Here is a 26,936-nt window from a genome sequence, read left to right on the forward strand (position 1 = left end):
GTAATCGATAAAACCTTCCTGTAAAGCGATTTTTGATACGTTCAGGACTACTTCGTCTCTACTAATATTAAATAATATGTCAACAAGAATTCGACAATTAACTCAATCGGATCTCCCGGAGCTTTTGCAGACAATTAATCGAGCTTTTGTCGATTATAGTGTTCCATTTCAGCTTGATATGGAACAATTAAGGCAGAAGATCAGAGCGGAAGATATCGACCTAGCATGGTCCGTTGGTACATTCATAGCAGGTAAACTCGTTGCCTTTATGTTGCACGGTGTGCGTGAATTAGATCATCAGCGTGTTGTTTATAACGGTGGAACAGGTGTGTTACCTGGATTTCGTGGACTTGGGCTGGTAGGGAAAATGTATGACTATGTAGTCCCTTTCCTGAACCAACATCAGGTAAAACGGATTGTTTTGGAGGCTATAGAAAGTAACCAATCTGCTATTCGTGCTTACGAAAAGAGCGGCTTTTCGATCAATAGAAAATTGTTGTGTTTCACTGGCGTCATTCAATCTGAGAAAGTGGAAAATGTTGTGTCAATCCGCTCTTTGTCTGATGTTCCCTGGACAGTATTACAAAGATTTTGGGATATTTTACCAAGCTGGCAAAGTGCTTTGCAAAGTATGGATACTTTGCAGCCGAAAGCCTTGGGCGCGTATATTGATAGTAAGCTCGTTGGTTATGTCCTTTTTAATCTTGTGAACAAAAGAATATATCATATCGCCGTGGCTCCTGAATTTCGAAGACAAGGCGTGGGAACGTTGCTTTTTCAGGCTCTTAAAAAAGAGATGACTACAGAAATAATACAGTTCAATAACGTCGACGCAGAAGGGAATGATCTGAAGTTATTCTTGGAGAAGCAAGGCCTGGCAAATGGAATCAATCAACTTGAAATGACCAAGGTGTTATAAACCCAATACTTATACGATATGGTCGAAGTTTCTTGGACCTAACCAAAAATGTATGACGATTACGCAAATAAGAGATAACATGTATTTATGGTACACGAAAAGCTTGCAAAGGAATTGATTCAATTAACGAATGACGATAGGCTATTAAGGGAAGAATTAGCCAAGAGCCATGTACCTGGGAAGGGCTATCATCCGAAAATGGAAGCCGTCCACCGCGCTAATGCGAAGCGATTAAGGGAAATAATGGATGAGATAGGGTATCCTAGTATTTCAAAAGTCGGCGAAGAAGCCAGTGAAGCTGCTTGGTTGATTGTACAGCATGCGGTATCGGAACCGATGTTCATGCAAAACTGTTACCAATTGATGAACATGAACAAAGAGGATATTAATTTGGCTCATATAGCCTATTTATACGATAGAATAGAGTGTTTTAAGAGCAAGCCACAGCGTTTTGGAACACAGTTAACTTCGGACGGGGGAATCTATCCGGTCGAGGACAAAGATAACCTTAATAACTTGCGATTGCTGATGGATCTTCCCAAACTCAGCAAAAAGCAACTCGATACGCTCTATAATCTAGATCAACTTGTGATTTTAGATCAACAAGATCCCGACTATACAATCTGGCGAAAGAAAGTAGGCTGGATATAATTTTTTTTAAGTAATGCAAAAATTTCGCCATCCACAAAACGCCCCTTTTCAAAGAAGTAGTCCCGAAGAATTCCTTCGGAAACAAGATTCATTTTTTCAAGCAACTTACGAGAGGCCAAGTTATCAGGGTCAATAAATGCCTCTATCCGGTTGAGTTTATAGCCTTCAAATCCGAATGAAATCATCGCGGAAACGGCCTCTGTCATTATGCCCTGCTGCCAGAAGGCAGGATGAAGTTCATAACCGATCTCTGCACGAAAGTGCTCAGAGGAAAAGTTATGAAAACCACAAGAGCCAATCAGCTGATTCGGATTGTCTTTTAAACAGATCGCCCAACGAATTGCCTTTTTTTGCTGAAAGTTTTCCTGCCAGGTTTTTACGAGCTTATAGGCCTCATCTACGTGCTGAAAAGTTGGTAAATCAAAATATAGTGTTACCTCATCTTTTGAGAAATAGGAGAACAATGCTGGAGCATCCGAATGTTGAATCTGACGTAAAGAAAGACGTTCAGTTGATAAAATGGGGAATATGTCCGATATCATGGAAGTAAAAATAGTAAAAAAATATGTTCAATTGTTGAATGATGATGGAATTTTTCGACATTTTTTGTACGTTTGTCGAGTGATGACAATGCAACAAGAAAATATTAGGGAAGAAATTATCCTTTCGTCAATGAAGGTTTTTGAGACATATGGTTTTACACGAGTTTCAATGCAGGATATATCTAAAGCTTGCGGTAAGGGCCGCAGTACGTTATATTACTATTTTACGAACAAAATGGATGTTTTTGACGCGATAGCCGAATGTTTATGTTTGCAAGTGTTTAACGTCGCTAAGAAAAGCTATAGTCCGACAGCTTCCCTAGAGGAAAATTTAGTTAGTTTTTTAAGAGCGAAATTACGCCAGATCAATTTGATTACCAAACGTTTTCATTTGGCTTTTGATGATATGAAATCAGATCCTGCATTAATGGTGTCCAAAACACGCCATATGTTGGATGATGAAATCAAATTAATTCGCGAAATGATCGAAATAGCTATTGCCAAAGGGGAAATTAAGTTTTTAGAAGAAAAAGATATTCTCTTTCTCGCAGAAATGTTAGTGACGACCTCTCGTTGTTTTGAACAGGAGGTATTGCTCTTTGATCGCTTTCCCGACTTCGAAGCAAGGCTTGCTTGGTTAACTAACATTTGCGTAAAAGGGTTGAGATAGCTGGTTTTGAATCTATCTTAAGAATAGAGCACATTTGCTCTTTTTTTAACAATTTATTTCGACAAAAATACAAAATATGTCTATGTAGGTTGAATTGGTTTTTGATACAACAATAGGAGTGACTAATGAAAAATACGCTATAACATGATATTAAATGCAAAAATAGGGAAGGTAAGCAATAAATTAACTACCCAAAAATACGTGCTTGTATTGGTAGAAACGGATGAGAATATTCGACCTGAGTCTACCGCTTTATTGGATTCAGACTTTGATTGTTATTTACTGGTACACCAGGAAATTGAACGTTTGGATGAATTGGCGCTTGCATTGGAAAATATAAATAAAGAAGTTCGATTGGCGCGCAATTTTAATGAACTGAAAGATAAGGGGATTTTGATTGATGAGTTAAATCAAATCACCGTTAAGATACTAAAATAGATTTCTCGCATCCATCGAAAAACGTAGAGATGTGCTCAAAAACTAACTGTACTGATCTATCGTTCATGATCTGAATCGGTAAACCTACCCAGGAGTCTATAAATTTGTATTTAAATAATATAATATGAATTTACAAACTAAATTTACCATTGCATCAGAAGAAGGATTGAAAATATTATTCTTATTGAGACAAGAACATATCCAACGGATGTATAGTAATCAGGTAGACTCAAAGGAACTTAGAAATTATGTCGACACACAATTGAATAATCAACGTGCTGCGGACGAATTAAATAATCTGAGTACACAACTGATCACCGTTTTTGCGGATGCTGAACCGGTGGGGTATGCGATGATCAAGCAATCTCCCAGTCCCCAAGTATTAAAGGGGTTGAAAGCAATCAATTATGCCAACTTTTACATACGGGATCAATATGATAACCAAGTAATACGGGAATGCCTGTGGAAAAAATGTTTATCTGTAACGACCTTTTACAACGCATGCTGGATAGAATTGCTTCAAAGTGATCCTCTGGTTACTTTTTTTGAGAATTGCGGTTTTAGAATTGACAAGCAATCTTATTTGGAACCTTTCGGAAAGAGATCCTATATGATGATATGGAAGCGGGAATAATTTTGCATGGTACCTATAAATAATTGTATGCTTCAGTGTATCGAAAGATCTCTCATGCAAAGGACGAAAGCTGGTATTCAAATGGGTATTACTTTTAGATAGATATTGCCCATAAATTATTTTTTCAATGATGATGTTTCAAACCAAACTTTTCTTTTTATTAAGGGTTATTCTTAACTTGTGAAGTACGTTATTAGTTTTCCAAGTTGTGGCTAACGTAGATAGTTTAGAAATAGATAACAATTAACATCGATCATTTATTTTAATATGAGTACATTTTCAATAAAAGCTTTCGGAACTGAAGCGCCGACAGCCGATTTAAAACAGCTGGAAGTTCAACGCCGTGAAGTAACAGCGACAGATGTGGAGATTGATATTCTCTATTGTGGCGTTTGTCACTCCGATTTGCATACTGCACGTAACGAGTGGGGCGGGACAGTTTATCCAAATGTTCCTGGTCATGAGATCGTAGGACGAATTACTAAAGTGGGATCTAGTGTAACTAAATTTAAAGTAGGAGATCTTGCCGGTGTGGGTTGTATGGTGGACAGTTGCCGTGAATGTGAGAGCTGCAAAGAAGGACTGGAACAATATTGTGAGAATGGAAATATCCAAACATACAATGGTCATGATAAACATCTGAACAAACAGACTTTTGGCGGATACTCAGAACGGGTTGTAGTGGATCAGGACTTTGTTTTACGTATTCCTGAAAATTTGGACCTGGCGGCAACTGCACCTTTGCTTTGTGCCGGCATTACAACTTATTCACCATTAAGGCATTGGAACGTTGGTCCCGGACAGAAGGTAGGTATTGTGGGCATTGGTGGTTTGGGACACATGGGGGTGAAAATTGCGAAAGCGATGGGGGCACATGTCGTTGTGATAACAACTTCTGAGAGTAAAGTGGAAGACGCCAAACGTTTGGGTGCTGACGAAGTCATTTTGTCAACAGATCAGGAACAGATGAAAAACAATGCCGGCACTTTGCATTTTATTTTGGATTGTGTCTCTGCGCAACACGATATCAACGCCTACTTGAGCTTATTGAAACGCGATGGGTCACTTACGCTTGTGGGAGCTCCGGAACATCCCCTTCCAGTAGCCCCATTTAGCTTAATCCCTGCCCGCAAGAGTTTCGCAGGATCAATGATCGGTGGGATTGCCGAAACCCAAGCAATGTTGGATTTCTGTGGAAAGCATAACATCACTTCAGATATAGAACTTATACGTATGCAGGATATTAACCAAGCGTATGATAGGTTGCTAAAGAGTGATGTAAAATATCGTTTTGTGATCGATATGGAAAGCTTAAAAAACTAATAAAATTAAGGCAAAGCTGAACCGAAGGAAAACGCTGCTAGCTACTGTAGGTTTGGCTTTGTCCGATTAATTTAATTTTTAAAATTGTTTTTTTGTGTTATTTAATTAAATTGATTAGACACGTAGGTATCTGATGGAGTTACCGCTATTTTTATGGAAGAAAGTAAAGTGGTTGTGTTTTGGTTCCGTAGGGATCTTCGTTTGGAAGACAATGCAGGATTAACTCGGGCTTTGGCAACAGGACTCCCTGTGCTGCCGGTTTTTATATTTGATGAAGATATTTTACAGCAATTTGAAGATGAATCAGATCGACGTGTAGATTATATCCATCAGGCACTGCTGGCGATAAACAACAAATTAAAGGGTTTTGGAGCGGCATTGAACACGTTCTATGGAAGCCCTTTGACAATCTATAAGGAGCTACGTGAGAAATACAGGATTCATGAAATCTATTGTAATAGAGATTACGAACCTAAAGCAATCCAAAGAGACCGAGAGATCTTTGAATTTTTTAAACTAGCAGGGATTCCGTTTAAAGCAGTGAAAGATCAGGTTATTTTTGATAAAAATGAGCTGTTGAAAAATGATGGTACACCTTATACCGTTTATACACCTTATGCGAAAAAGTGGCGGGAAAAATTAACGACCAAAGATTCTCAGCCCATAGATTATAAAGGGGGGCTTTTTGTCCAGCAGGCTTATACGCCAATAATTTCGCTTGAAAAAATTGGGTTTAAAAAGACAGATTTGACTTTCCATCAGCCACAATTAAGGGCAGATATTATTAATAACTACGATAAATATCGTGATTATCCTGCCATAGCTGGTACTACGAATCTTGGTATTGCCCTACGCTTTGGTACGATTAGTATTCGTCAGTGTGTCGCCTTTGCGAGACAGCATAATGAGGTATGGCTGTCGGAGCTCATCTGGCGTGAATTTTTTATGCAAATCTTATATCATTTTCCAAATGTTGTCAGCGAATCATTTAAAAAGAAATATGATGGTATTCAGTGGCGCAATAATGAAGCGGAATTTGAACGTTGGTGTAAGGGCGAAACGGGCTATCCTTTGGTCGATGCGGGAATGCGGCAATTAAATAGTACTGGTTATATGCATAATCGTGTACGCATGGTAGCGGCTAGTTTTTTATGTAAACATTTGTTGATTGATTGGCGATGGGGGGAAGCTTATTTTGCACAAAAACTTAATGATTATGATTTGTCTGCGAATAACGGTAATTGGCAATGGGCAGCGGGTTGCGGTTGTGATGCGGCGCCGTATTTTAGGGTATTCAACCCAATTATTCAAGCCGAAAAATTCGATAAAAAGCAAGAATATAGTAGACAATGGATTCCCGAACTGGAGAGTGCAGCATATCCAGAGCAGATGGTAGCGCATTCTTTTGCTAGAGAACGTGCACTAAAGACCTATGCGGCAGCATTGGGATAAGCGATCCTCGTGATAACCCAACCCCAGTGACCGCTGATTGGTTAACTAGGATTGAGCTACTTAGGATTAGATTTTTATTGCTCCAAAAAATCGGCAACAAATTTGTCGAATACCTGTGGGTTTTCTGCTTGTACCCAGTGTCCGGCATTTGGTACCGTTTCAAAACTGACATCTGGAAATTGCTCCTTGATTTTAACTTTATCTTCCGGAAGAATGTAGCGCGATTTTTCGCCCGCTAGAAATAGCGTAGGTCCAGCATAAATGCCAGCTTTTACACTTATTGTGATAAAATCCGCATATTTTTGCTGTAGAACATCCAGGTTGAAGCGCCAACCTAATTTACGGTCTTCTTTAATATACACGTTTTTTAGTAAAAATTGAATGACCCCCGGATCATCAAGATAAGTTTCGAGTTTTGTCTGTACATCTTTCCTATTGTCCATATGATTCATATCAACTGCACAAAGTGCGTTGAAGATATCTTCGTGATGTGGCGGGTATGCTTTAGGAGCAATATCGGCAATAATCAGCTTTTCAACCTGTTCGGGATGATTAATAGCAAATTGCATGGCAATCTTGCCACCAAGAGAGTGGCCTAATAAGAGGACTTTCTTCGAGTCAATTGAAGCAATATAGACGCTTAAATCCTCGACCATATCCTCAATCGACATCCCATTACTGTGAAAACTTCGACCGTGATTACGTAGGTCAAGTAAATGTATCTGTCTTTTTTCTCCAAAACTCCTGCCAAACGATCCCCAGTTGTCCGCCATACCAAAAAGGCCATGCATAACCACAAGTGGTGTTCCGCCGTTTTCTGCTCCGTATATTTTGCTGTGTAGTATCTGTTTCACGATATCTCTTTCTTTTAATCGAATCAATGTCACCCTCAAAAGGTGATTCCTACGGCTAAGATAGCTAAAACATCTCGCCTTATCAAAATGGTAGTGTCGACGATTTATTTGGTAGCAGTTTCCATTCTTGACAAGCTAATTTTGTAGTAACGAAAACATAATCATATATAACGCATGAATACTACAGCATTAATTGTCATAGACATTCAAAATGAATATTTTGAAAATGGCGGAATGGAACTTGTAAACCCCATTGCCGCAAGTTTAAATGCACGAAAAATAATCAGTCATTTTCGGGACAAAAAAGCACCGGTTATCTATATCCAGCATATCTCTCCAGACCCCGCGAAAATACCATTTTTTATTGCTGGGACAGCCGCTTCCGAGATCCACCCAAATGTCCGACCGCAATCACAAGAAAAAGTAATTCAGAAACATTTTCCAAACAGTTTTCGGGAAACCGAACTTTTTGATTACCTGAAAGCAAATCACATTACAGAACTTGTCGTTGTCGGTATGATGACGCATATGTGTATCGATGCAACGACTCGGGCTGCAGCTGATTTTGGTTTTCAATGTACCGTAATAGGCGATGCCTGTGCAACGCGTGATCTTGAAATGAATGGTGCTACCGTAAAAGCTGATGACGTACAACTGGCCTTTCTTGCTGCATTGGCATTCTTCTACGCTGAGATTCAGACGACAGAAACTTATTTAGCGCAAAACTAGGAAATTTAGGACTGATAGTATATAGCAATTCAGCCAGCTGTAAACAGTAATTCAGGCCAACGGGAACTGAGAATTTATCTCAGTTCCTCTATAAATGTACTGATCGTCTTGCCCGTCTGGGCCTTAAAAAAGCGCATCAGGTGGTTAGGTTCCGAAAAATTGAGTTCAAAGGCAATTTCGTTAATAGATTTGTTTGAATGTATTAATAGTTCCTGCACTTCAACTAGCAAGCGTTGTTTGAGCAGGTGCGCTGCCGTTGTGTTAAATTGTGCTTTAACCGCATGATTCAGTGTTATGCGACTGATACCCATCAGGGCTGTATACTCATGAATGCGTTGTTTCTGTTGAATATGTTGTTCAAGTAGCTTCTTAAATTGATACGCAAAATTATTCTCTGCTTTTTGGGAAGAAAGCCCGTTTAACCTGGCGTACTTTCGATTCAAGGTCTGTAACAGATAATAAAGTAAAGAGCGAATAATATGTGCGCTGTCTGCTTGTGTCTGAATAAGTTCCGATTTGATCTCCGTGAGCAGCTCACAAAATTTAGCCATATGCACATCGTCAGCCTCTATTTTAGCCGTATGGTTTAATTGATAAAAATACAACAGTCTATAGGTAAAAAGTTTATCAGCAAAAAATTCATTGAGAAAATCTTCCTGAAAGATCAATGTCGTGAATTCCAGATGTAGAGGATCCAGCTCCCAAGTATGTTTCTGAAAGGCTGAAATAAAGATAATATTGTTGTCCGTTAAGTCGATTATTTCCTGACTCAATCGCAAACGCCCTTTCGCTTTTTTAAAAAATAGAATTTCAAAAAAGTCTTTGTGATACGTCTCGCCGTGCGTATAGTCTGTCTCTTTTTGGGTGAGTACATTTATTAGAAACTCGACGCCACATTCGCCTTTATGGAACTTTATTGTTTTCAATAGCCTTACACTTTATAAATCAAAAGTAAACATCTTAAAACCAAAAATAGAACGTTTTCACAAAGCATATTGCATACCGACCGACAGACATAGTTTATTAGTTCGGATAAAAACATTTTAAAATCGGAAGGAATTTTGGCGAAATGTGATTTTTGTCACTTTTTAAGTGGGAGAATACATTTACCTTTGTTTACAGTCCAATTGAGAAACTTAAATACAGATGTTCATCCCGCTTGATTACTTTGAACGTCCATATCGTATCCTTTTTATAGAAGGAAGGAATTATTTAATACCTATCGGAATAATCTAGTTGTCCATAAAATATATTATTTGGGGGTTTTCTCGTAAGAGAGGCCCCTTATATTTTTATATATTCTAAATGTGACAATGATACATTTATATCTATCAATTGTTCTATTTAAGTAAGCGTAGGCAATACCTTACATGCAAAATTAGATAAAACGGAATGCCGATGATAGTTAATAGCCCTAATTGAAAATACCATTCTCCGCCGTTAAAATCACTGGAGCGCCATCTGTAATCATAATGGTGTGTTCATGTTGTGCCATGTAACCGCCTTTGTCACCAACCATCGTCCAGCCATCATTTAATTCAGTAGCATAAGTGGAAGAGGTGGAAATAAAGGTTTCGATAGCAACAATTGAATTTTTCTTAAACCGCCTTTGGTCAAATCTATTTTTATAATTGAGCAACTCGTCGGGATCTTCGTGTAAGCTTCGTCCGATGCCATGCCCTCCTAGATTTTTGATCACTTTATACCCCCTCTTTTTTGCTTCGGTTTCCATCAGCTGACCGATGTCCGCAATTTTGACACCACCACGTATATTTTTTATGGTTTTTTGAAGTATTTCCTTCGAAGCGTCCACCAATTTTTGGTGGTTATGAATATCCTGACCGATTACAAAAGAAGCCCCGTTATCAGCCCAAAAACCATCCAGCTCAGCCGATACATCAATATTAATAAGATCTCCTTCCTGTAATAAACGGTCCGCAGCAGGAACACCATGACAGAATTCGTTGTCTACACTGATACAAGTCCAGCCCGGGAAATTATAGGTCAACGCTGGCGCTGATTTGGCACCATATGAAGTTAATATCTTTGCGCCATATTCATCTAATTCTTTGGTTGACATGCCTACCTTGGCATAATCGCACATCGCTTTAAGCGTTTTGGCGACTGCCGCACTCGCTTTTTGCATTCCGGTCAATTCGTTCTCGTTGGTAATAGACATTGCGCTTTTTTTGTGTTTTTGCTTATTGAATTAAAGATAGACAAAGGTCTTAAAAAAAATTAGATAATCCCATAAAGAAAAGCAGGGCTAATGATTGCAAGACGAATTACGGGAGTTTTGGTATAAGAAAGGCCTGCTTTCGTATAAAATCTCAACTGGCGATAGTTTTAAATGATAGATTTGTGATAAATCTCGGATGAATATAAACTGAGAAGCGATCGAATTTTGGGTGCAATTTTAAATTTATAACATGAAAGCGAAGCAGATATTGATTTTTAAAAGCTCGGTGAGAACAAAGGAGAAGAAGACCTTCCTGATGCAGCTGCTAAAGCTCCATCTACCGCAGATACAGTCGGCTACCTTGGATCTGGATGATGAAGACGCCATCTTTCGGGTAGAAACAGAGGACTGTTCCGTAGATCTATTGACAGCTTTGTTGCATAGACATGGTATAAAAGTTGATTTTTTGGACCGCTTTGTCCTTGCTTAGCACTATTCAGATCGCCGTACAGATGATCTTACAATAGCCCGCCTGTATACTGCTTAAAAAATAGCTCACGATAGATGTCGCCAATCGGGATTTCGAACTTGTCGATGTATATCGTATGGTTGTCAAAAGAATCAATAAAGGACAAATTGATCAAATAAGATTTGCTGACCCGAACGAATATATGGGCCGGTAGTTTTTGGTGAATGGTTTTTAGATTCATTGCTGTAATCAGTTTGTTGGTACGGGTATAGATGACCACATAATCTTTGAGTGCTTCAATAAATCGAATATCGCCAAATAAGATTTTATAGTATTTTCGATCCGATTTGATAAATACAGCATCTTCATTCGCATCTTCAAAGGTGTTTTGATTTTCTTTTAAATTGAGCAGCTTTTTATAGCTAAACGCTTTATCAATAGCCTTGACCAGGCGATCTTTTTTAATTGGTTTAAGTAGGTAATCAAGTGCATCCAGCTCAAACCCCCGCAACGCATATTGGGCATAGGCCGTCGTCAGTATCACCAGGACATCTTTCGGTAAGGCCTGTGCAAAATCCAGTCCGTTGACAGTGGGCATCTCGATGTCCAGAAAAACAAGGTCAACAGATCTAGTTGCGAGATATTCCTTGGCAGCTAAGGCATTGGAAAACTCGCCGAGGATTTCTATGGATGAAATTTCTTCGACCAGATTTCGCATTTCTTCCCTTGCTAAGGGTTCATCATCTACAATGATACAATTCATAATGGAATTTTTAATTTTACCTGATACAACAGGTCTTTTTTTGATATGTTAAGTTCGTAATTATTGCCATATAGCAAATCAAGTCGTCTTTTGGCATTGACTAATCCCAATCCACCGTATTTAGGATTAGTAGTCGAAAAATTTGGATCGCTCGAATTTTCACATTCAAAACAAAGTTGCCCATCGGTCTGTGTAAAGTGAATGGCAATAAAGGTATTTTCATTGTGTATATTGACACTATGTTTAATCGCATTCTCGATAAAAGCGGTAAAAAGATGTGGCGGCAGAAAAATACTTTGTTTTTCGAGTTCCGTGGCACAGGAAAGTGAGGTTTTCAAATTATCCCGGCGTATTTCCTCAAGTTTTAGAAAATTGAAAATAAAGTTTATTTCGGATTTTAAGAGTGTTTTATCTGCATCATTTTCATACAGTTGGTACCGCAGAAAATCGGATAGTTTGATAATAACCTCGGTGGCCATACTCGGGTTTTTCCGAATCAGAGCCTTCACATTATTGAGCATGTTAAACAAGAAATGTGGCTGAATCTGGTTCTTTAATGCATTTAACTCCGTTGTAAGCGCCAAGTTTTTTAAATCTGAAATGCGTTTATTGTCTTCGATCCAACGTTTAAAAAGTTTAAACGTAGTGGTGGTCAAAATGATGGGAACACAGATAAAAAGACCGCTCACAAAACTCATGGTATTGGTTCGTTGCCTTTCAATTGCCGGAATATGGATGCTAAAGATATAGATTGCGATCTGCATGACAACAAGCAGGCTCGCTGTCACCAGCAAAATGAGCAATATCGTGTAGATTTCATATTTTCCCCTGAAAAAAAACTGCGGTATCAATACGTACATATTGATATAGAACATTGCGACGAAAACCGTCCAAAGCGCCAGGGAGAAGTAGGTCTTATAATTTCCTAAAAATTGTGCATTTGTATTGGCATTGGCAAAAAGAATAAGCAAACCAATTAAGAACAGACCATGTCGTAAAAATCTGAATTTCTTTTCCGTTAGGTAGCGTAAAACAATACGGTTGTTGCAGTCTAGCATATTGATCTGGTTTATTGACCCTGATTTCGCAAATGTAACTTTTTTTGTTTCAAAATGATTTTGTTTTATATGAACACTGCTTTTTTTTATACCAAAGTGAAATCGGTAGGTAGAATGGATAAAAGCTCTTTTAAAGCTGCCTACCTTTCGTATAAAATATTGACCTTTTTGTATAAAAAATAAAATGAGCGTTTCCGATTGATCTATTCTTGTAACACGTCGGCTGCTCCGTTCTAATTTCCGAAAGAGCAGTTTTTCGGGTTTCCTTTAATTGAAAAAGAATAGATAAAAAAAAACGAATATCCACATGAAAAAGAACCTGGTGTTGCTTGGGAGCTTTGCTCTTGTATGCAGCAGTTCCGCACAGACCAAAGATAGTATTCCGCAAAAAGTACAGGCCATTGTAGCCGACAAATTTCCTGCAGCGCGGGTGCTAAATCTAAGTTATGAATATAATGGCGGTTACAAATATTCATCCAATGTTAAAGGGGGCGTCATTACGCGAGGTAAGGTAGAGTCACTCCATCAGGCTGGCGGGAGCTTGAATGTCAATTTTTTAAACCGGCGTAGCTGGACGTTAGGTACTAGCCTTGGTTATCAGTATACTTCATTCAATGTACAAGAATCAGATTTAAGCACGCAGCCGCAAAAAATGCGTACACAGGATTTCCATTACCATTATGAATCACTTAATTTTTCTTACTTCTCAAAATTATTTGGAAAAATGGTTATTTATTCCGCTAGTTTCATGACGGATGGAAGCGATAAGGGGATTGAACGGATGCGTGGGATATTGACAGGAACATGGGTATTAAAAGCAACTCGAGATGTACAAATGGCAATCGGCTTACTCGGGTTTATTGATCCTGCGGCAATTATTCCTGTTGTTCCGACCTTCACCTATAAGCAGCAATATCGCGATGGGTGGATGATAGATGTGCTATTACCCAAGGGCGCCTACGTCCGAAAAGCAATGTTGCGAAATGGTCGCCTTTCTCTGGGGGCAGATCTCAGCACGACGACATTCTACCTCAATGATTTTTGGGGATCAGACAAGGTCTATACCTTTAGCCAGATGGAGATCAACTCGGGATTGACCTACGAACATAATTTGGGAAGATCGTTTATTGCAACGCTCAAATCTGGTATGAAGACCATTCCGAGGTCACGGATATTTGAAAAAAGTGAAAGGCAAAATAATTATGTATGGGAAGCTTCTGCGGACCCATCGTTTTATGTCAATGCCGGACTTTCTTTTAATCCCTTTGCGAAAAAAAGACATTAGTACAAGGCTCATCATCGGCAAGCGTGTTTGGTAGGGATCGCATAAAGAGTTTATTCATTTGCTATGGTTTTTTTTGTGTTTAAACATTTATATTTTGCTATATTTATCTTATAAATAGAACCTAAAATAGGTTAATAGTGCGTATACTATTTTCCAGGTTTAATTTTTTTTTATCAAATTTATGGTCATACTGTACCTGTAATTGTAATAGAGTATTTGAACAACTAACAATAAAGAAAAGAAAATGGCATTATTAGAAACACTCGAATGGCGTTATGCGACCAAAAAATATGATTCAACAAAGAAGGTTGATCAGAAAGATGTAGAAAAAATTATCGAAGCAGCACGTATGGCGCCGAGTTCTTCGGGTTTGCAACCTTTTCGTGTCGTGTCGATTACAGATCAACAATTGAAAGAGCAAATTGTACCTGTAGCTTGGGGACAACAAATTATTGCAGAAAGTTCGCATCTTTTGGTTTTTGCGGCATGGGATAAATACACGGATGAACGTATTGATGCAACGTTTGACCAGATGAATAACCATAGAGGTTTACCATTGCATACAACTGACGATTACAAAAATAAATTAAAAAGTATGTTTGCTGCGCTTACTGATGAACAACAAGCGGCACATGCTGCTAAACAGGCTTACATTTCTTTTGGGATGGCAATCGCTCAAGCTGCGGAATTGAAAGTGGATGCCACACCAATGGAAGGATTTTCTAACGAGGAGCTGGATAAGTTATTGGGATTAGATAAATTGGGGTTAAAAAGTGTCGTTCTGCTACCATTAGGCTACCGCTTGGGTGAAGAGGATTGGTTGTTAAAATTGAAAAAATTTAGATTGCCGAAAGCCGAGTTTTTGATTGAACGATAGGAATAGCTTTTAGGTATTAGACACAAAGGTAGCTGGAACTGTAACCATAAGTACAAAAGAAAAGGAACAATATATTCCCCCTTTTCTTTTGTATAATGTCTTATTTGGGCGGCTTACTTCCCTGACAACAAATTCATTTTTTTATACCCTTCAGAAGGTTTGCGCTGATTTATTTAGCTGCATTTTCCAATAAAGTGATCGCATCATAAAGTACACCCGCCTCACCTCTGAAAGTTCCAGAGCCTTCGGGTTTATTGTCCTTGGTATACCATTCGTAGAACCCTTTATTTTTAATAACGCGTGCCAACATGGGTTTGATCTGTTCATGTGCTTCCTGCTGGAAACCATTTTTAGCCAATTGTTGAATCATTCTTCCCCCAAACCAGGTCCAATCGCCACCATTTTGGTAACCATAAGGATACATTCCTTTGTTTTTGAAGAAACCCGCAGGATAAGTTGGATATACGGTTAATCCAATGGTGGCCGCACCCGCATTCTTTACATTTTTGATCATCTTATCTAAGGAAGTTTTGATCTGCTCTTTGCTAAGTAGGTTTGCCTCAATGGCAATGGCTGTTCCACCGTGATAATAGATCTGGTTTTCATCAAAATCTTTTGGAAATGGCGAACCGTTGATGTAGATGTGCGGAATAAATTTTTGATTTTTATCGTCCCAAAGATGTTTCATCGTATTGCTGGCAATCATCGTTCTCACTTTACTCCATTTTTCCTTTTTGTCAGGGAAAAGATCCATATAATTATCCAAAGCAATTAAAAACATAGCGTTATCATAAATATCTAGGGCAATATGAGAGTTTTTATCCAAATGGACCCCCCAGTCATGCTCGGGCTGCACATCACCCCAATCGACGGTTGTGGCCCCCCACAATAGACCATAAGTGCTATTATAACGTTTGTCCATTAAAAACTGCATGGCCTGTTCCATCCGGTCTTTCACAGTCGTTTCGCCTATTTTTTGTGCGAGGAAGGCGGTATCCTTGGTCGCTACAACATATTTATGGACCGCCTGGATCAAGGACGTTTCCTGATCGGTTTCAACTGTGTTTTTATGTGCAGCATAGTCCGGGGCAAGCGGATTAGTGATCGTATAATAGTCGGACACACCATTCTTTAAACTTGATTTTTTGACAAAACCGTCTGCTATATTGCCATCGGCTTCCTGTAATTGAAAAAATAGCGCCAATTGATCTTTAATCTGTTCGTGGGGATGCTCTTTGGTTGCTAAAGTAATAAAGGTATTATAATCTCTGATCCATACCTCATTATACCCGTCGCCAGCATTAAATCCAGCTTTGATAACCTTGCCGGCCATATCTTTGACGAGCTGGAAGCTACTATCCTGTGCTACGTCTTGCTGTGTGTTGCTTGCTGTGGATTTATTGCTACCTCCATTGCAGGATAATAGCAGCAATGAAGTAGATAACGCGAAATATAAATTTCTCATGATGCTGTTTTTTTATACTAAATTAACATTTATGGTCTTTGACAAAAGATTGTATTACTTTGGCCTGGCCAATTCCTAAGTTGCGGAGCGAATAGGATTGTGCCGCGGCAGGAACAGCGAACGTTTCGGCGTAATGAAAGATTTTTTTCATCCCATTGGCAGTTGTCAGTTCTACCGCTTCCCCCTCAACAAGCATCATAATATGGCATTGACCTTTTGTTTCAATATGTACCTCATCTCCGAATTCATACCTGTAAACATCATAGAAATGATCTTCATGTGTTGGTAGATGAACTTTTGATGCCTGGTCATCGAGTGAATAAACCTGAGGCTGGGATAGAAGTGTGTCTTTGACGACGTCGCCTTTTCGGTTAAAATTAAGATTGGCGAAAGCTCTGTCAATATTTAATGGACGCGGCTTACCGTCCAGATCAGGACGCACCCAGTCGTACATTTTGAACGTATAATTGTAAGGGGTGGCACTGATTTCCAATACTAGATTATTTGTGCCCGAAGAGTGCACGGTACCATGCGGAATTAAATATAACTGATGTTTTTGCGATTCAAATTTTTGCACGTACCTGTCAATGGCGATCGGTTCGCCCGTATGGAAGCTCTGTTCAAGAACGGTACGAAAGTTGTCCGCATCGATATCCTCTTGAAATCCCAGGTAAACCTGCGCATCTCCCTTTCTGTCAACAATGTAATAGGATTCGTCCTGTGTGAAATTTTCTCCAAATTCGGCTTTGGCATAACTTGGACTAGGGTGGCACTGAATGGAAAGATTGCCGCCATCAAAAGTGTCTAGAAAGTTAAACCGGATTGGAAACTCAACATCAAAACGTGGCCGCGCAGCGCCCAGGACATTTGAACTTTCCTGAAACATCAGTTGATCAAATGAAATTTCTAGCACTAGCCCGTTACTCTCAAGTAAAATGCCGTTTTCGGGAACAATCATCTCAAAAGACCAAGCATAATTTTTAGCCTGTTGATCAATACCGGTTAAATGTTCTTTCATCCATTGCCCCCCCCAGACTCCAGGTTCGAATGTTGGCCTCACCCGAAAGTAATTTTTGGACATCACATGCAAGGTCGCTTTTAAATCATTTCCTAAGATCCAAGGGAGATTTTCAGCGGATTGTTGATCGGCGAGAATCTCCACGCGTGATGATATCATCCGCTTATGTCGGTTTAGAAGCTCCCAATCGACAAAGTAGTATCGTTTATAAAGCTCTTTTTGGTTTGTTTGTTTTCCACAGGCCAGATTCCCGGCCAGTCCCGCACGCATCCGTTGGGTAAGTATATTTTTGGGCAGATCAATGTACATCACTTGGCTAGTAGCTTCCAGAAGGGCTGCACCCGGGCCATAAAAAATAAGGTATTCATTGTCGGTTGTTTGGCTTAGCATTTTCTGAAGTGCAGCCAACTTGCCGGTATCGTAGTATGCGATGAGTTCGAGTGGCGTTTTTTTTCCGAATAATGGATCATCTCCTCCAAGATAAGGAGCCGCTTTCTCCTCGATCACTGCTTCAGGGAGCAATGCTGTTTCCATGGAAACAAATCGTACCGTTAATCCCCGCTTTGCAAATTCCTGCTGGATATGCTTTATTGGTGTCTCCCAATTTATGCCAACAAACCCATCTATGCAGTGTATATGATTTTGGATCAGGTGATCGGCCAACTCATCATAAGAGTTTGACAATTTGCCCTGAACTGGAAATGTAGGTAAGATGTCGTATTGAAAAGATGTTGTTTGAGTATTGGAATACATAAGATTTTATTTATTGCGTATGTAAAAAAGATGACTAAAATAATAGAGGATATTGAACGAAGTTATGCGTTGTTATTCTGCTTTTTCTTTGATTTTTCAATCCAATATTTTTCGATTTCTTCCAAAGGTTTGCCCTTGGTCTCCGGTAAATATCCCAGCACAACGATAAAAGCTATCGCACAGAAAAAAGCAAATAACCAAAAGGTATAACTTGCTCCCCAAGATGCGAGCAAAATAGGAGTCAGCTGACCGACGATCGCATCGGAAATCCACATCACCATTATACTTATTCCCATTGCTCTTGCCCGTATGGCATTTGGGAATATTTCCGCCGCGACCACAAATTTTAACGGACCGATAGAAAAAGCAAAGAAAAAAAGGAAGAGCAGGATGGAAACAATCAAAGCAACATTGTTTGGTTGTTCCTGACTGAAGAGATATCCCGTTACAATCAGACTAATGGTGGCCCCCAATGTTCCTAAAATATATAAGGGTCTTCTTCCCCAATTATCTACTTTCCAGATGGCAAAGCAGGTAAATAATACATTTGCCGCACCAAAAAATAATTGTGCATGGTACGAATTCGTTAAGGAAATACCTGATTCCAGCAGTATGCTCGGACCGTAATAGACGATGGCGTTGATTCCGCTCAGTTGAGAAAAAAGGGGTAAGAATAGGCCTAACAGAAAGGCTCTACAGTAGATTGGAGAAAACAGCTCGCTGATATTTCTCTTGGATGGACTTGGCGAATCGTATAGATCAGTTAAACCAAGCTTGATACGAATTATTGCTACCTCTTCGTTTCGCCCGTTTTTGGCAAGCCAGCGTGGACTCTCAGGTATAATATAAACACCTAAACTGAGTAAGATGGCAGGGATCGCGCCGACTAAAAACATACCGCGCCATAGTTCCGCTTGCGGTAATGAATGCCGTTGAAGAATAAAATAATTACTAATATAAGCGATAAGGATACCAAAGGTAATGGCTAATTGATAACAGGTGACCGATCTACCTCTGAATTTACTGGGAGATATTTCGGCAAGATAAAGTGGTACAACAATAGAAGCTATCCCAACACCTAATCCACCAATGCCTCTGCTCAGAATTAAAAGTGTATAGTTGGGACTGAATCCGCATCCGATTGCAGACAATAAAAAAAGCAAAGAAGCCACGATAAAGGCTGGTTTACGACCATATTTATCCGTAAAAGATCCTGTGAAGAATACACCTATAATGCATCCGATCAGTGCTGAACTAACAAAAGCACCTTCCTGAAAGGGCGACAATCCGAAAAATTGTTTCACCAGCGGCAAAGCTCCAGCAATAACTGCCATATCGAAGCCAAAAAGCAGCCCTCCCAGAGAAACGATGCATAAAATGAGGATAAAATTCTTGGACATAATGGGTTTATTTCTTTATTATGTATATACATACAAACATATATCTATTTTTTTAATTATGCAAAAAATCTTATTTTAGCCTAAGTAATTTCATGTAATGAATTTAAAAATAGATCACAAAAGTCCGATTCCCTTGCATATACAGGCAGAAAATCTATTGCGAGAATTGATAAAACAACCGGAATATATTGAGGGGAAAATGTTGCCCAATGAAATAGAGCTTGCCAAACGTCTGGCTATTTCCCGTTCTACTTTGCGTCTGGCAATTAACAAGCTGGTTTATGAGGAGCTATTGATCCGGAAGAAAGGCATCGGCACAAAGGTTGCAAGCGCCAAATTCAGTTCGAAATCCAAAAATTGGCTAAGTTTTTCACAAGAGATGAAAAACCGTGGTATCGAAGTCAAGAATTTTGAGCTTCATGTGAGCTGGGTCGTGCCAGATAAAGCAATTACCAAATTTTTCGCTGTCGATGAGGATCAAAAGCTATTAAAGTTGGAACGATTACGGGGCAAGAAAGATGATCCCTTCGTCTATTTTATATCTTATTTTCATCCTCGCATTGGCTTGACAGGAGATGAAGATTTTAAACGCCCGTTGTATGAGATACTGGAGGCTGATTATCATGTAGTGGCCGATCTTTCCCAAGAAGAGATAGACGCCGTTGCAGCTAATAAATTTATCGCAGACAAACTAGAAATTAATACTGGGGATCCCATATTATCACGTAAAAGATTTGTTTTCGACCAGTCTGGAAAACCAATCGAATATAATTTAGGATTTTATCGTGCTGAAAGCTTTACCTATACCGTGGAAAGCCGAAGAGATTATTAAAATGTCGAGTCATCAAGTATAGCCTGTTTACTTGATGACCTAATAAATAGTTGATTGTTGTCGTATCTTCCGACTCTATTTATTGAATAATGTGATCTCTCCACTCGTACTGTAACTTTGAATTTTCTGGATCCACTCGGTATATCGTTCTTCTCGTACCATTCGTACAATTTTGTTCTAAATCATCTAGGGGGGCTCGGTTATTCGACAACCAAACCAGGTCAAGTTATCGCCATTTTGATTGTGATGAAGCTTGACCATCTACTATGAATGTTATTTATTATGTATATACAAGATTAAATAAAAAAATACCTATCCTATCTGACTTATAATGTGGTGTAATTAAATCCATATTTAAATTTTTACTACCCATGGAGTACTATGACCTATTCTGTTGCTTGTTTTTTTATTTATCTTTTTGTTTTAATGTTTATACATAGTTTTATTTTTGTAAATTTGTTTTTAAACCTAATTGACTACGATGATAAAGCGTCTTATATTTTATTTCCTTTGCATGCTATCCACTGTGATGTCTGCGCTTGGGCAGCAGAAGTTTGATTTAACTACATTGGTAAAACCTAATATTGGATCCGTCCATAGCCGATATTTTTTTTATACACCAGCAGCAGTACCCTTTGGCATGGCCAAGTTAGCTCCAAGCACGAATGGAAGTTATGGTAATAAGTCTGGTTGGGAGGCGGTAGGCTATGATGATAGACACAGTAGTATCGAAGGCTTTACCAATTTTCACGAGTTCCAAATTGGTGGAATTGTCTTTGCTCCATCTGTTGGTGAGATCAGGACTATTCCTGGCAAGTTGGATCAGCCGCAAGGTGGTTATCGCTCATCATTTGACAAAAAAGATGAATTTGCCACATCAGGTTACTATCGGGTGAAACTGAAAGATTACGGAATCCTCGCCGAGCTAACGGCGACAAAAAGGGTAGGTTTCCATCGTTATACCTTTCCAAAAACCGATGCGGCCAATATTATATTTGATATTGGACATGTGATGGGCGAGAGCGGACCAGTGGTCGATGCCGAAGTAAATTACGATAATCAATGTGTATGGGGATACGTGGTGACAAACCCGGTATATGTCCAAAAATATCAACAAGGCGCTACTGTGAAGATGTATTTCTTTGCTGAAGTCAGCAAGCGGCCAAAATCTTATGGAACATTTAAGGACAACGCGATTTTTGAGGAGAAGAAAAACATACGGGGGCAAGGAGCGGGACTGTTTTTGCGATTCGATACAGGATCGGATGAATCTATCACCATCAAAACCGGTTTGTCCTATACTTCGGTAGATAACGCACGGTTAAATTTGGAGCAGGAGGCAAAGGGGCTGACATTTGATAAGGCGAAATCCGAAGCACTGAATACCTGGAACAATGAAATGGGAAGGATATTGGTGGAAGGTGGTAAAGAAGAGGACCGGGTTAAATTTTATACCGGATTATATCATGCTTTACTTGGACGGGGACTTGCCAGTGATATTAATGGGGCTTATCCAAAAAATGATGGCTCTGTAGGCCAGATTGCATTAAATGCGCAAGGGAAGCCGGTTCATCAGCACTATAATACAGATGCGATCTGGGGAGCATTTTGGAACCTGACACAACTCTGGTCCATCGCCTATCCTGATTATTACAACGATTGGATACAAAGTCAGCTGCTGGTGTACCGCGATGCGGGCTGGCTCGGTGACGGTATCGCCAATAGTAAGTATGTTTCCGGTGTGGGTACCAATTTTACGGGCTTGGCAATTGCTGCAGCATATAATGTCGGAATACGGAATTACGATACAAATTTTGCCTATGAAGCTGTTCGGAAAAATGAACTTGAATCACGTGGACGGATTCCGGGAGCAGGGAAGCTTGATGTGGGGGTGTTTGTTGAAAAAGGTTATTCACCTTATATCGAGGACAATACCGGTAGTCCTGAATTATTAACCCAAGGATCACCTTTTGGCGCTTCTCATACCTTGGAATATGCCTTTTCGGCAGCTGCTGCTGCGCAATACGCCAAGTCACTTGGTCGTGATGCAGATTATAAGAAGTTTCTAAAGCTTTCAGACGCATGGAAAGGATTATATGATCCTTCAACTAAATTTATACGGCCAAAGGACAGTAAGGGAGACTTTATTCCGAACTTTAATCCCTATCAACCCTGGCGTGGATTTCAGGAGGGAAATGCTTGGCAATATACTTTTTATGTACCGCACGTTCCCCAAGATCTGGTCAAACTGGTCGGAAAAGACTTATTCAACCAACGTTTGGACAGCATATTTACGGTATCCCAGCGGAATGTCTTTGGAGGTGGAACCCAAATTGATGCCTTTGCCGGTATTGAGAGTCTCTATAATCACGGAAATCAGCCCAACTTGCATATCTCCTGGTTGTTTTATTTTTCAGGGAGACCTGACCTAAGCCAAAAATGGGTGCGGGCGATTTCAAATGAATTTTATGGCACGGAGCCTGTTCACGGTTACGGCTACGGACAGGATGAAGATCAGGGACAATTGGGGGCTTGGTATGTTTTATCGGGGATTGGATTATTCGACGTAAGAAGTTTAACGACAGAAAATCCGGCATTTCAGATTGGGGCGCCTTTATTTGATAAAATTACCATACAGCTTCCCAAGGCATTACGAAAAAATAAATTCACGATTCAGGTTGAAAAAGAGGCCCCGGATAGTTACTATGTTGATCAGGTCCGCCTGAATAATAAAGCCTGGACCGGATGGCAGCTTCCCTTTGAACAACTGGTTAAAGGTGGTGTCATGACGCTGAACTTAAAAAGTAGTGCGCGTGGAAACTAAGTGGTAAAAGAAGAGTGCTGATGGGTAAATGGAAATCCTGCATCGGATAGCACATTTCAAAAAGCCTTTGGAACGTATATAAAATAAAAAATAGGGGTGTCCAAAATAATCGGACACCCCGTAGGTAGGTTGGTTTGTTGATTGCCTACGCGATCTCTGCAATGAAATTGCCCTCTTGGTCCAAATCGGCCTTATGGGCAGCAATTTGTTGAAGATTAATGTGGCCGATTACATATTTGAAATCTGCTGCGTAATATCTTTCAGTAATCTCGTTGAAATTCAGCTTTTCGATCAGTTGATCATCGGTGTATCTCAAATAAACCTTGATCAGGTAATCCTGACTATAATTTAAGGCGCTGGATTCTAAATGCTTTTTATATTCATAGCGGTAGCCATAACGTAGCGCTGCAATATCGGACAGGACCGCAGAACCCGTCGGATGACCGCCGGCACCTTTACCGTAAAAGAATTGTTCGTCTGCAAATGCAGCTTTAACCAGCACACCGTTATTTTCATTTTCTACGTTATACAGCATACTTTCTTTGCCTACCAAACGAGGTAATACATAAAGCACGACTTTATTGCCATCGATCTCTTTGGCCGTAGGGATCAATTTGATTTTAAAGTTCTTTTCTTTTGCAAAACGAATATCCTGTTGGCCTAATTTGTCGATACCGATGTTGAATACATCATCTGGTTTAACATAGATGCCATAGGCATGTGAAGCGACGATACAGACTTTAAATTTAGGATCGTATCCGCCGACGTCAAGTGTAGGATCTGTTTCTGCGAAGCCGAGTTCCTGTGCTTTTTTTAACGCGTCTGTATAAAGTTGATTTTCATTGAAAACTTTGGAAAGAATATAGTTGGAAGAGCCGTTAAAAATACCGCTGACCGAATGTAGAAGCTCATTGTCGTAATATTCTTCTAAATTTCGGATAATAGGTATGCTTCCACAGACCGCTCCCTCATAAAGCAGGCTACTGCCATATTCATGTTGAATATCCACCAGCTCCTCAAGGTGGTTAGCAATCATTTTTTTATTCGCAGATACTACATTTTTGCCTGATCTCAATGCGCGTACAGTCAGCTTGTAAGCTGCTTCGGCGTCATCAATCAATTCAACAACAGTATTGATTTCCGGATCGCTCAAGATTGCCTCTGGATCAGTCGAAAATAGATCGGCTGGTAGTGAACGTTTTTTATCCGCATTTTTAATGACAAATTTTTTGATTTCCAGATTTAGATTTTTAGTTTTTATAATGTCGTAGAGACCTTGACCTACAACGCCAAAACCGAACATCCCTATCGTTAATTTATTACTCATATCTCTTCTTGTATGCTCTTATATTATTGTTTATTTCTCTTATACTAATTCGTTGATATACTCCTTCTTATTTTCTAAAAAATTATGGATAATTGCTGTTAGTTTTTTTGTCTCGATCAAAAATCCATCGTGACCATAGGTGGATTCGATCTCCTGGTAACTAGCATTTGGAATATGTTGGGCAATAAATTTCTGTTCATCTGCAGGGAATAACATATCCGTATTGATCCCTAGTACCAAGGTTGAGCAGTTAATACCTGCCAATGCTGCCTCTAAGGAAGCCCTTCCCCGTGCTAAATTGTGGCTATCCATCGCCTTTGTCAAGTAGAAGTAGCTGTATGCATTGTACCGTTTAACCAGTTTTTCGCCTTGATAATTTTGATAAGAAGCAGCTTTATAATCATTTACTTTATTTCCATCATTATCCCGTTGCGTATGATCATAAGTGGTGTAATTGCGATAGGACAACAATGCAATCGAACGCGCGACTTTTAGCCCTTTCGCGCCGCCATCAGGATGATTAGCATAGAAAGTCCGGTCTGCTGTGATGGCCAAACGTTGACTTTCATTAAAAGCAATACCCCAGGGAGAATGTACTGCATTTGTTCCCACAACAATGAGTTGGTTGATGGCGATCGTTTTGGAAGCGGCCCATTCCAATGCTTGTTGGCCACCCAGTGATCCGCCGATTAAAACTTCAATTTGGTTGATATCCAGATGCGCTGCGAGCAACTGATGGGCATTGACAAGATCTTTTACCGTAAATTCGGGAAAAGAAAGATAATAAGGCTGGCCCGTTGCCGGATTGATAGATAAGGGATTGCTACTCCCATAGGCTGATCCAATTACATTTGCACATACGATATAGTAGTCATTGGGATTAAACAGCTCATCTGTTCCAAAAAGACCCGGCCACCAGTCCAACACATTCGCATTCGCCGTCAAGGCATGACAGACCCAGACCACATTGCTACGGTCTGCGTTCAGTTTTCCAAATACTTCATAGCTGATCTGTAAATTGACAAGCTCCCTGCCGTTTTCAAATACAAAGGGCTCGTGGTGCTGATATATATGCCTGCTCATTACGTTTAAATTTAGGACTGTATCTGATTATTTGATCTTTTCGAATGCTTGTTGCAGGTCAGCTTTAATGTCATCAATATGTTCTATCCCCACTGAAAGGCGCAACAATCCCGGAAATACACCCGCATTTGCCTGATCCGCATCACTTAACTGTTGATGCGTAGTCGCTGATGGATGGATGATCAATGATTTGGTATCACCTACGTTGGCCAAATGGCTGATGAGCTCCAGGCTGTCAATAAAAGCATTTGCTTTTTGAGCAGCATCCCCCTTTAATTGGAAGGAGAGGACTGCACCATAACCATTTTTAAGATATTTTTGCGCATTTGCAAAACTTGGTGAACTTTTTAATCCCGGATAATTTACCTTTTCTACCTGTGGGTGAGCCTCGAGCCATTTGGCGACCTCTAAGGTATTATCCACATGACGTTGCACACGCAAGGACAATGTTTCAAGTCCTTGTAGTAGTAAAAAGGAGTTGAATGGCGACAGGGCCGGACCAAAATCACGTAGACCTTCAACACGGGCGCGGATAGCAAATTGGATATTGCCAAAAGGTCCCTTTTCACCAAATACTTCGGAGAAGACCAGTCCGTGATAACTTTCGGATGGTTCGGAAAATTGTGGATATTTTCCATTACCCCAGTTATAGTTTCCACCATCAACGATCACACCGCCGATACTTGTTCCATGACCGCCAATCCATTTTGTTGCGGATTCAACGACCACATGGGCACCATATTCCAGGGGTTTGAACAGGTAACCACCGGCACCAAAAGTATTGTCGACAATTAACGGTAAATCGTATTTCTTAGCAACAGCCGCTATTTTTTCAAAATCAGGAATATTAAAACTCGGATTGCCGATCGTCTCCACATAAATTGCTTTGGTTTTGTCGTCAATAAGTGCTTCAATTTTATCGGCTTCGGCATCTGTGGCAAAACGGGCTTCGATACCCAATCGTTTAAAAGCAACTTTAAACTGATTGAAGGTACCGCCATATAGATTAGAGCCTGCCACAAAGTTATCGCCGTTTTCAAGGATATTGTTTAAAGCAATAAATTGTGCTGCCTGTCCGGATGCAACAGCTAATGCCGCAACCCCGCCTTCTAATGCAGCGATACGTTGTTCGAAAACATCCGTCGTGGGATTCATGATCCGCGTATAGATATTGCCAAATTGTTTCAGCGCAAATAAGTTGGCTCCATGCTCGGCATTTTCAAAGACAAATGAAGAAGTTTGATATATAGGTACAGCCCTGGATCCAGTAGTAGGATCTGCCACTTGGCCGGCGTGAACTTGTAAGGTTTCGAATTTTAAATTTTTGTTGGAAGACATAATATATCAGATTTTAAGGGTTCAAAAAAAGTATTCACAAGAAAAAAAGAAAG

At 39.8% G+C, this 26,936-nt stretch carries 25 protein-coding genes; 13 read left to right on the top strand and 12 right to left on the bottom strand.

The window, feature by feature from the left end:
* The first annotated feature begins 76 nt into the window (after positions 1-76).
* Both B4A24_RS11830 and B4A24_RS11835 read left to right on the top strand, forming a co-directional pair.
* A complete protein-coding gene (locus B4A24_RS11830; protein WP_293945175.1) occupies positions 77-919 on the top strand; it encodes a GNAT family N-acetyltransferase in 843 nt (280 codons plus the stop codon).
* Between the two features lie 87 nt (positions 920-1,006).
* Entirely contained in the window at positions 1,007-1,570 is a 564-nt protein-coding gene (locus B4A24_RS11835) for a DUF6624 domain-containing protein (RefSeq protein WP_293945177.1), read from the top strand.
* On the opposite strand, the gene B4A24_RS11840 is transcribed toward B4A24_RS11835, so the two are convergent.
* Positions 1,534-2,112 (bottom strand): GNAT family N-acetyltransferase, encoded by a 579-nt coding sequence (locus tag B4A24_RS11840; protein ID WP_293945180.1) that lies wholly within the window; start codon positions 2,110-2,112, stop codon positions 1,534-1,536. The two genes, B4A24_RS11835 and B4A24_RS11840, sit on opposite strands and share 37 nt — an antisense overlap.
* Here B4A24_RS11840 and B4A24_RS11845 point away from each other — a divergent pair.
* From B4A24_RS11845 to B4A24_RS11865, 5 genes are all read left to right on the top strand, one after another.
* On the top strand, positions 2,111-2,782 hold the full coding sequence (locus B4A24_RS11845; protein WP_293945182.1) for a TetR/AcrR family transcriptional regulator: 672 nt from the start codon (positions 2,111-2,113) through the stop codon (positions 2,780-2,782). The genes B4A24_RS11840 and B4A24_RS11845 overlap by 2 nt on opposite strands.
* A 144-nt stretch (positions 2,783-2,926) precedes the next feature.
* Complete coding sequence (locus tag B4A24_RS11850) at positions 2,927-3,220, top strand: hypothetical protein (protein WP_293945184.1); 294 nt, start codon at positions 2,927-2,929, stop codon at positions 3,218-3,220.
* Between the two features lie 124 nt (positions 3,221-3,344).
* Positions 3,345-3,854, top strand: a complete 510-nt coding sequence (locus tag B4A24_RS11855) for a hypothetical protein (RefSeq protein WP_293945186.1) — start codon at positions 3,345-3,347, stop codon at positions 3,852-3,854.
* A gap of 267 nt (positions 3,855-4,121) precedes the next feature.
* Entirely contained in the window at positions 4,122-5,177 is a 1,056-nt protein-coding gene (locus tag B4A24_RS11860) for an NAD(P)-dependent alcohol dehydrogenase (protein ID WP_293945188.1), read from the top strand.
* A 153-nt stretch (positions 5,178-5,330) separates the two neighbouring features.
* A complete protein-coding gene (locus B4A24_RS11865; RefSeq protein WP_293945189.1) occupies positions 5,331-6,629 on the top strand; it encodes a cryptochrome/photolyase family protein in 1,299 nt (432 codons plus the stop codon).
* A 74-nt stretch (positions 6,630-6,703) separates the two neighbouring features.
* Here the strand turns inward: B4A24_RS11865 and B4A24_RS11870 are convergent, their stop codons facing one another.
* Complete coding sequence (locus tag B4A24_RS11870; protein WP_293945190.1) at positions 6,704-7,483, bottom strand: alpha/beta fold hydrolase; 780 nt, start codon at positions 7,481-7,483, stop codon at positions 6,704-6,706.
* 174 nt (positions 7,484-7,657) lie between these two features.
* Between B4A24_RS11870 and B4A24_RS11875 the strand changes: the two genes are divergently transcribed.
* On the top strand, positions 7,658-8,212 hold the full coding sequence (locus tag B4A24_RS11875; RefSeq protein WP_293945191.1) for a cysteine hydrolase family protein: 555 nt from the start codon (positions 7,658-7,660) through the stop codon (positions 8,210-8,212).
* 74 nt (positions 8,213-8,286) lie between these two features.
* Here B4A24_RS11875 and B4A24_RS11880 read toward each other — a convergent pair whose 3' ends face one another.
* Positions 8,287-9,138, bottom strand: a complete 852-nt coding sequence (locus B4A24_RS11880) for a helix-turn-helix domain-containing protein (protein WP_293945192.1) — start codon at positions 9,136-9,138, stop codon at positions 8,287-8,289.
* A gap of 488 nt (positions 9,139-9,626) precedes the next feature.
* Positions 9,627-10,391 carry a type I methionyl aminopeptidase gene (gene map / locus B4A24_RS11885; protein ID WP_293945193.1) on the bottom strand — a complete coding sequence of 255 codons (765 nt, stop codon included), beginning with the start codon at positions 10,389-10,391 and terminating at the stop codon, positions 9,627-9,629.
* Positions 10,392-10,641: 250 nt separating this feature from the next.
* Here map and B4A24_RS11890 point away from each other — a divergent pair, with 250 nt between their 5' ends.
* The gene (locus B4A24_RS11890) at positions 10,642-10,881 is read left to right on the top strand and encodes a hypothetical protein (protein WP_104382394.1); all 240 of its coding nucleotides are present in this window, start codon (positions 10,642-10,644) and stop codon (positions 10,879-10,881) included.
* Positions 10,882-10,909: 28 nt separating this feature from the next.
* Here B4A24_RS11890 and B4A24_RS11895 read toward each other — a convergent pair whose 3' ends face one another.
* Together B4A24_RS11895 and B4A24_RS11900 are read right to left on the bottom strand one after the other, a co-directional pair.
* The gene (locus B4A24_RS11895) at positions 10,910-11,623 is read right to left on the bottom strand and encodes a LytR/AlgR family response regulator transcription factor (RefSeq protein WP_293945194.1); all 714 of its coding nucleotides are present in this window, start codon (positions 11,621-11,623) and stop codon (positions 10,910-10,912) included.
* A complete protein-coding gene (locus B4A24_RS11900; protein ID WP_293945195.1) occupies positions 11,620-12,681 on the bottom strand; it encodes a sensor histidine kinase in 1,062 nt (353 codons plus the stop codon). The genes B4A24_RS11895 and B4A24_RS11900 overlap by 4 nt, the downstream gene beginning before the upstream one ends.
* A gap of 307 nt (positions 12,682-12,988) precedes the next feature.
* On the opposite strand from B4A24_RS11900, the gene B4A24_RS11905 reads away from it, so the two are divergent.
* Together B4A24_RS11905 and B4A24_RS11910 are read left to right on the top strand one after the other, a co-directional pair.
* Positions 12,989-13,966, top strand: a complete 978-nt coding sequence (locus tag B4A24_RS11905) for a DUF6268 family outer membrane beta-barrel protein (protein ID WP_293945196.1) — start codon at positions 12,989-12,991, stop codon at positions 13,964-13,966.
* A 244-nt stretch (positions 13,967-14,210) separates the two neighbouring features.
* Positions 14,211-14,843: a nitroreductase family protein gene (locus tag B4A24_RS11910; protein ID WP_293945197.1), complete on the top strand. Its 633-nt coding sequence runs from the start codon at positions 14,211-14,213 to the stop codon at positions 14,841-14,843.
* Positions 14,844-15,012: 169 nt separating this feature from the next.
* Here the strand turns inward: B4A24_RS11910 and B4A24_RS11915 are convergent, their stop codons facing one another.
* The 3 genes from B4A24_RS11915 to B4A24_RS11925 all read right to left on the bottom strand — a co-directional run bounded on the left by B4A24_RS11915 (position 15,013) and on the right by B4A24_RS11925 (position 19,479).
* Positions 15,013-16,308 (bottom strand): amylo-alpha-1,6-glucosidase, encoded by a 1,296-nt coding sequence (locus B4A24_RS11915; protein ID WP_293945198.1) that lies wholly within the window; start codon positions 16,306-16,308, stop codon positions 15,013-15,015.
* A 22-nt stretch (positions 16,309-16,330) separates the two neighbouring features.
* The gene (locus B4A24_RS11920; protein WP_293945199.1) at positions 16,331-18,079 is read right to left on the bottom strand and encodes a class I mannose-6-phosphate isomerase; all 1,749 of its coding nucleotides are present in this window, start codon (positions 18,077-18,079) and stop codon (positions 16,331-16,333) included.
* A gap of 62 nt (positions 18,080-18,141) precedes the next feature.
* Positions 18,142-19,479 (bottom strand): sugar porter family MFS transporter, encoded by a 1,338-nt coding sequence (locus tag B4A24_RS11925; protein WP_293945200.1) that lies wholly within the window; start codon positions 19,477-19,479, stop codon positions 18,142-18,144.
* A 97-nt stretch (positions 19,480-19,576) separates the two neighbouring features.
* Between B4A24_RS11925 and B4A24_RS11930 the strand changes: the two genes are divergently transcribed.
* Both B4A24_RS11930 and B4A24_RS11935 read left to right on the top strand, forming a co-directional pair.
* A complete protein-coding gene (locus tag B4A24_RS11930; RefSeq protein WP_293945201.1) occupies positions 19,577-20,311 on the top strand; it encodes a GntR family transcriptional regulator in 735 nt (244 codons plus the stop codon).
* Positions 20,312-20,792: 481 nt separating this feature from the next.
* Positions 20,793-23,135: a GH92 family glycosyl hydrolase gene (locus B4A24_RS11935; RefSeq protein WP_293945202.1), complete on the top strand. Its 2,343-nt coding sequence runs from the start codon at positions 20,793-20,795 to the stop codon at positions 23,133-23,135.
* A 145-nt stretch (positions 23,136-23,280) separates the two neighbouring features.
* On the opposite strand, the gene B4A24_RS11940 is transcribed toward B4A24_RS11935, so the two are convergent.
* The 3 genes from B4A24_RS11940 to B4A24_RS11950 are packed head-to-tail and all read right to left on the bottom strand — an operon-like array spanning position 23,281 to position 26,883.
* Positions 23,281-24,462 carry a homoserine dehydrogenase gene (locus B4A24_RS11940; protein ID WP_172394419.1) on the bottom strand — a complete coding sequence of 394 codons (1,182 nt, stop codon included), beginning with the start codon at positions 24,460-24,462 and terminating at the stop codon, positions 23,281-23,283.
* 39 nt (positions 24,463-24,501) lie between these two features.
* A complete protein-coding gene (locus B4A24_RS11945) occupies positions 24,502-25,545 on the bottom strand; it encodes a homoserine O-acetyltransferase family protein (RefSeq protein WP_293945203.1) in 1,044 nt (347 codons plus the stop codon).
* 27 nt (positions 25,546-25,572) lie between these two features.
* The gene (locus B4A24_RS11950) at positions 25,573-26,883 is read right to left on the bottom strand and encodes an O-acetylhomoserine aminocarboxypropyltransferase/cysteine synthase family protein (RefSeq protein WP_293945204.1); all 1,311 of its coding nucleotides are present in this window, start codon (positions 26,881-26,883) and stop codon (positions 25,573-25,575) included.
* Positions 26,884-26,936 lie beyond the last annotated feature (53 nt).

Source organism: Sphingobacterium sp. UBA7249 (genome assembly GCF_002472835.1).
GTDB classification, from domain to species: Bacteria; Bacteroidota; Bacteroidia; order Sphingobacteriales; family Sphingobacteriaceae; genus Sphingobacterium; species Sphingobacterium prati.

Excerpts from the sequence above, each read along its gene's own strand:
- B4A24_RS11830 (WP_293945175.1), top strand. The coding sequence starts at position 77 with ATGTCAACAAGAATTCGACAATTAACTCAATCGGATCTCCCGGAGCTT.
- B4A24_RS11835 (WP_293945177.1), top strand. The coding sequence starts at position 1,007 with ATGGTACACGAAAAGCTTGCAAAGGAATTGATTCAATTAACGAATGAC.
- B4A24_RS11845 (WP_293945182.1), top strand. The coding sequence starts at position 2,111 with ATGGAAGTAAAAATAGTAAAAAAATATGTTCAATTGTTGAATGATGAT.
- B4A24_RS11840 (WP_293945180.1), bottom strand. The coding sequence starts at position 2,112 with ATGATATCGGACATATTCCCCATTTTATCAACTGAACGTCTTTCTTTA.
- B4A24_RS11850 (WP_293945184.1), top strand. The coding sequence starts at position 2,927 with ATGATATTAAATGCAAAAATAGGGAAGGTAAGCAATAAATTAACTACC.
- B4A24_RS11855 (WP_293945186.1), top strand. The coding sequence starts at position 3,345 with ATGAATTTACAAACTAAATTTACCATTGCATCAGAAGAAGGATTGAAA.
- B4A24_RS11860 (WP_293945188.1), top strand. The coding sequence starts at position 4,122 with ATGAGTACATTTTCAATAAAAGCTTTCGGAACTGAAGCGCCGACAGCC.
- B4A24_RS11865 (WP_293945189.1), top strand. The coding sequence starts at position 5,331 with ATGGAAGAAAGTAAAGTGGTTGTGTTTTGGTTCCGTAGGGATCTTCGT.
- B4A24_RS11875 (WP_293945191.1), top strand. The coding sequence starts at position 7,658 with ATGAATACTACAGCATTAATTGTCATAGACATTCAAAATGAATATTTT.
- map (WP_293945193.1), bottom strand. The coding sequence starts at position 10,391 with ATGTCTATTACCAACGAGAACGAATTGACCGGAATGCAAAAAGCGAGT.
- B4A24_RS11890 (WP_104382394.1), top strand. The coding sequence starts at position 10,642 with ATGAAAGCGAAGCAGATATTGATTTTTAAAAGCTCGGTGAGAACAAAG.
- B4A24_RS11895 (WP_293945194.1), bottom strand. The coding sequence starts at position 11,623 with ATGAATTGTATCATTGTAGATGATGAACCCTTAGCAAGGGAAGAAATG.
- B4A24_RS11900 (WP_293945195.1), bottom strand. The coding sequence starts at position 12,681 with ATGCTAGACTGCAACAACCGTATTGTTTTACGCTACCTAACGGAAAAG.
- B4A24_RS11905 (WP_293945196.1), top strand. The coding sequence starts at position 12,989 with ATGAAAAAGAACCTGGTGTTGCTTGGGAGCTTTGCTCTTGTATGCAGC.
- B4A24_RS11910 (WP_293945197.1), top strand. The coding sequence starts at position 14,211 with ATGGCATTATTAGAAACACTCGAATGGCGTTATGCGACCAAAAAATAT.
- B4A24_RS11915 (WP_293945198.1), bottom strand. The coding sequence starts at position 16,308 with ATGAGAAATTTATATTTCGCGTTATCTACTTCATTGCTGCTATTATCC.
- B4A24_RS11920 (WP_293945199.1), bottom strand. The coding sequence starts at position 18,079 with ATGTATTCCAATACTCAAACAACATCTTTTCAATACGACATCTTACCT.
- B4A24_RS11925 (WP_293945200.1), bottom strand. The coding sequence starts at position 19,479 with ATGTCCAAGAATTTTATCCTCATTTTATGCATCGTTTCTCTGGGAGGG.
- B4A24_RS11930 (WP_293945201.1), top strand. The coding sequence starts at position 19,577 with ATGAATTTAAAAATAGATCACAAAAGTCCGATTCCCTTGCATATACAG.
- B4A24_RS11935 (WP_293945202.1), top strand. The coding sequence starts at position 20,793 with ATGATAAAGCGTCTTATATTTTATTTCCTTTGCATGCTATCCACTGTG.
- B4A24_RS11940 (WP_172394419.1), bottom strand. The coding sequence starts at position 24,462 with ATGAGTAATAAATTAACGATAGGGATGTTCGGTTTTGGCGTTGTAGGT.
- B4A24_RS11945 (WP_293945203.1), bottom strand. The coding sequence starts at position 25,545 with ATGAGCAGGCATATATATCAGCACCACGAGCCCTTTGTATTTGAAAAC.
- B4A24_RS11950 (WP_293945204.1), bottom strand. The coding sequence starts at position 26,883 with ATGTCTTCCAACAAAAATTTAAAATTCGAAACCTTACAAGTTCACGCC.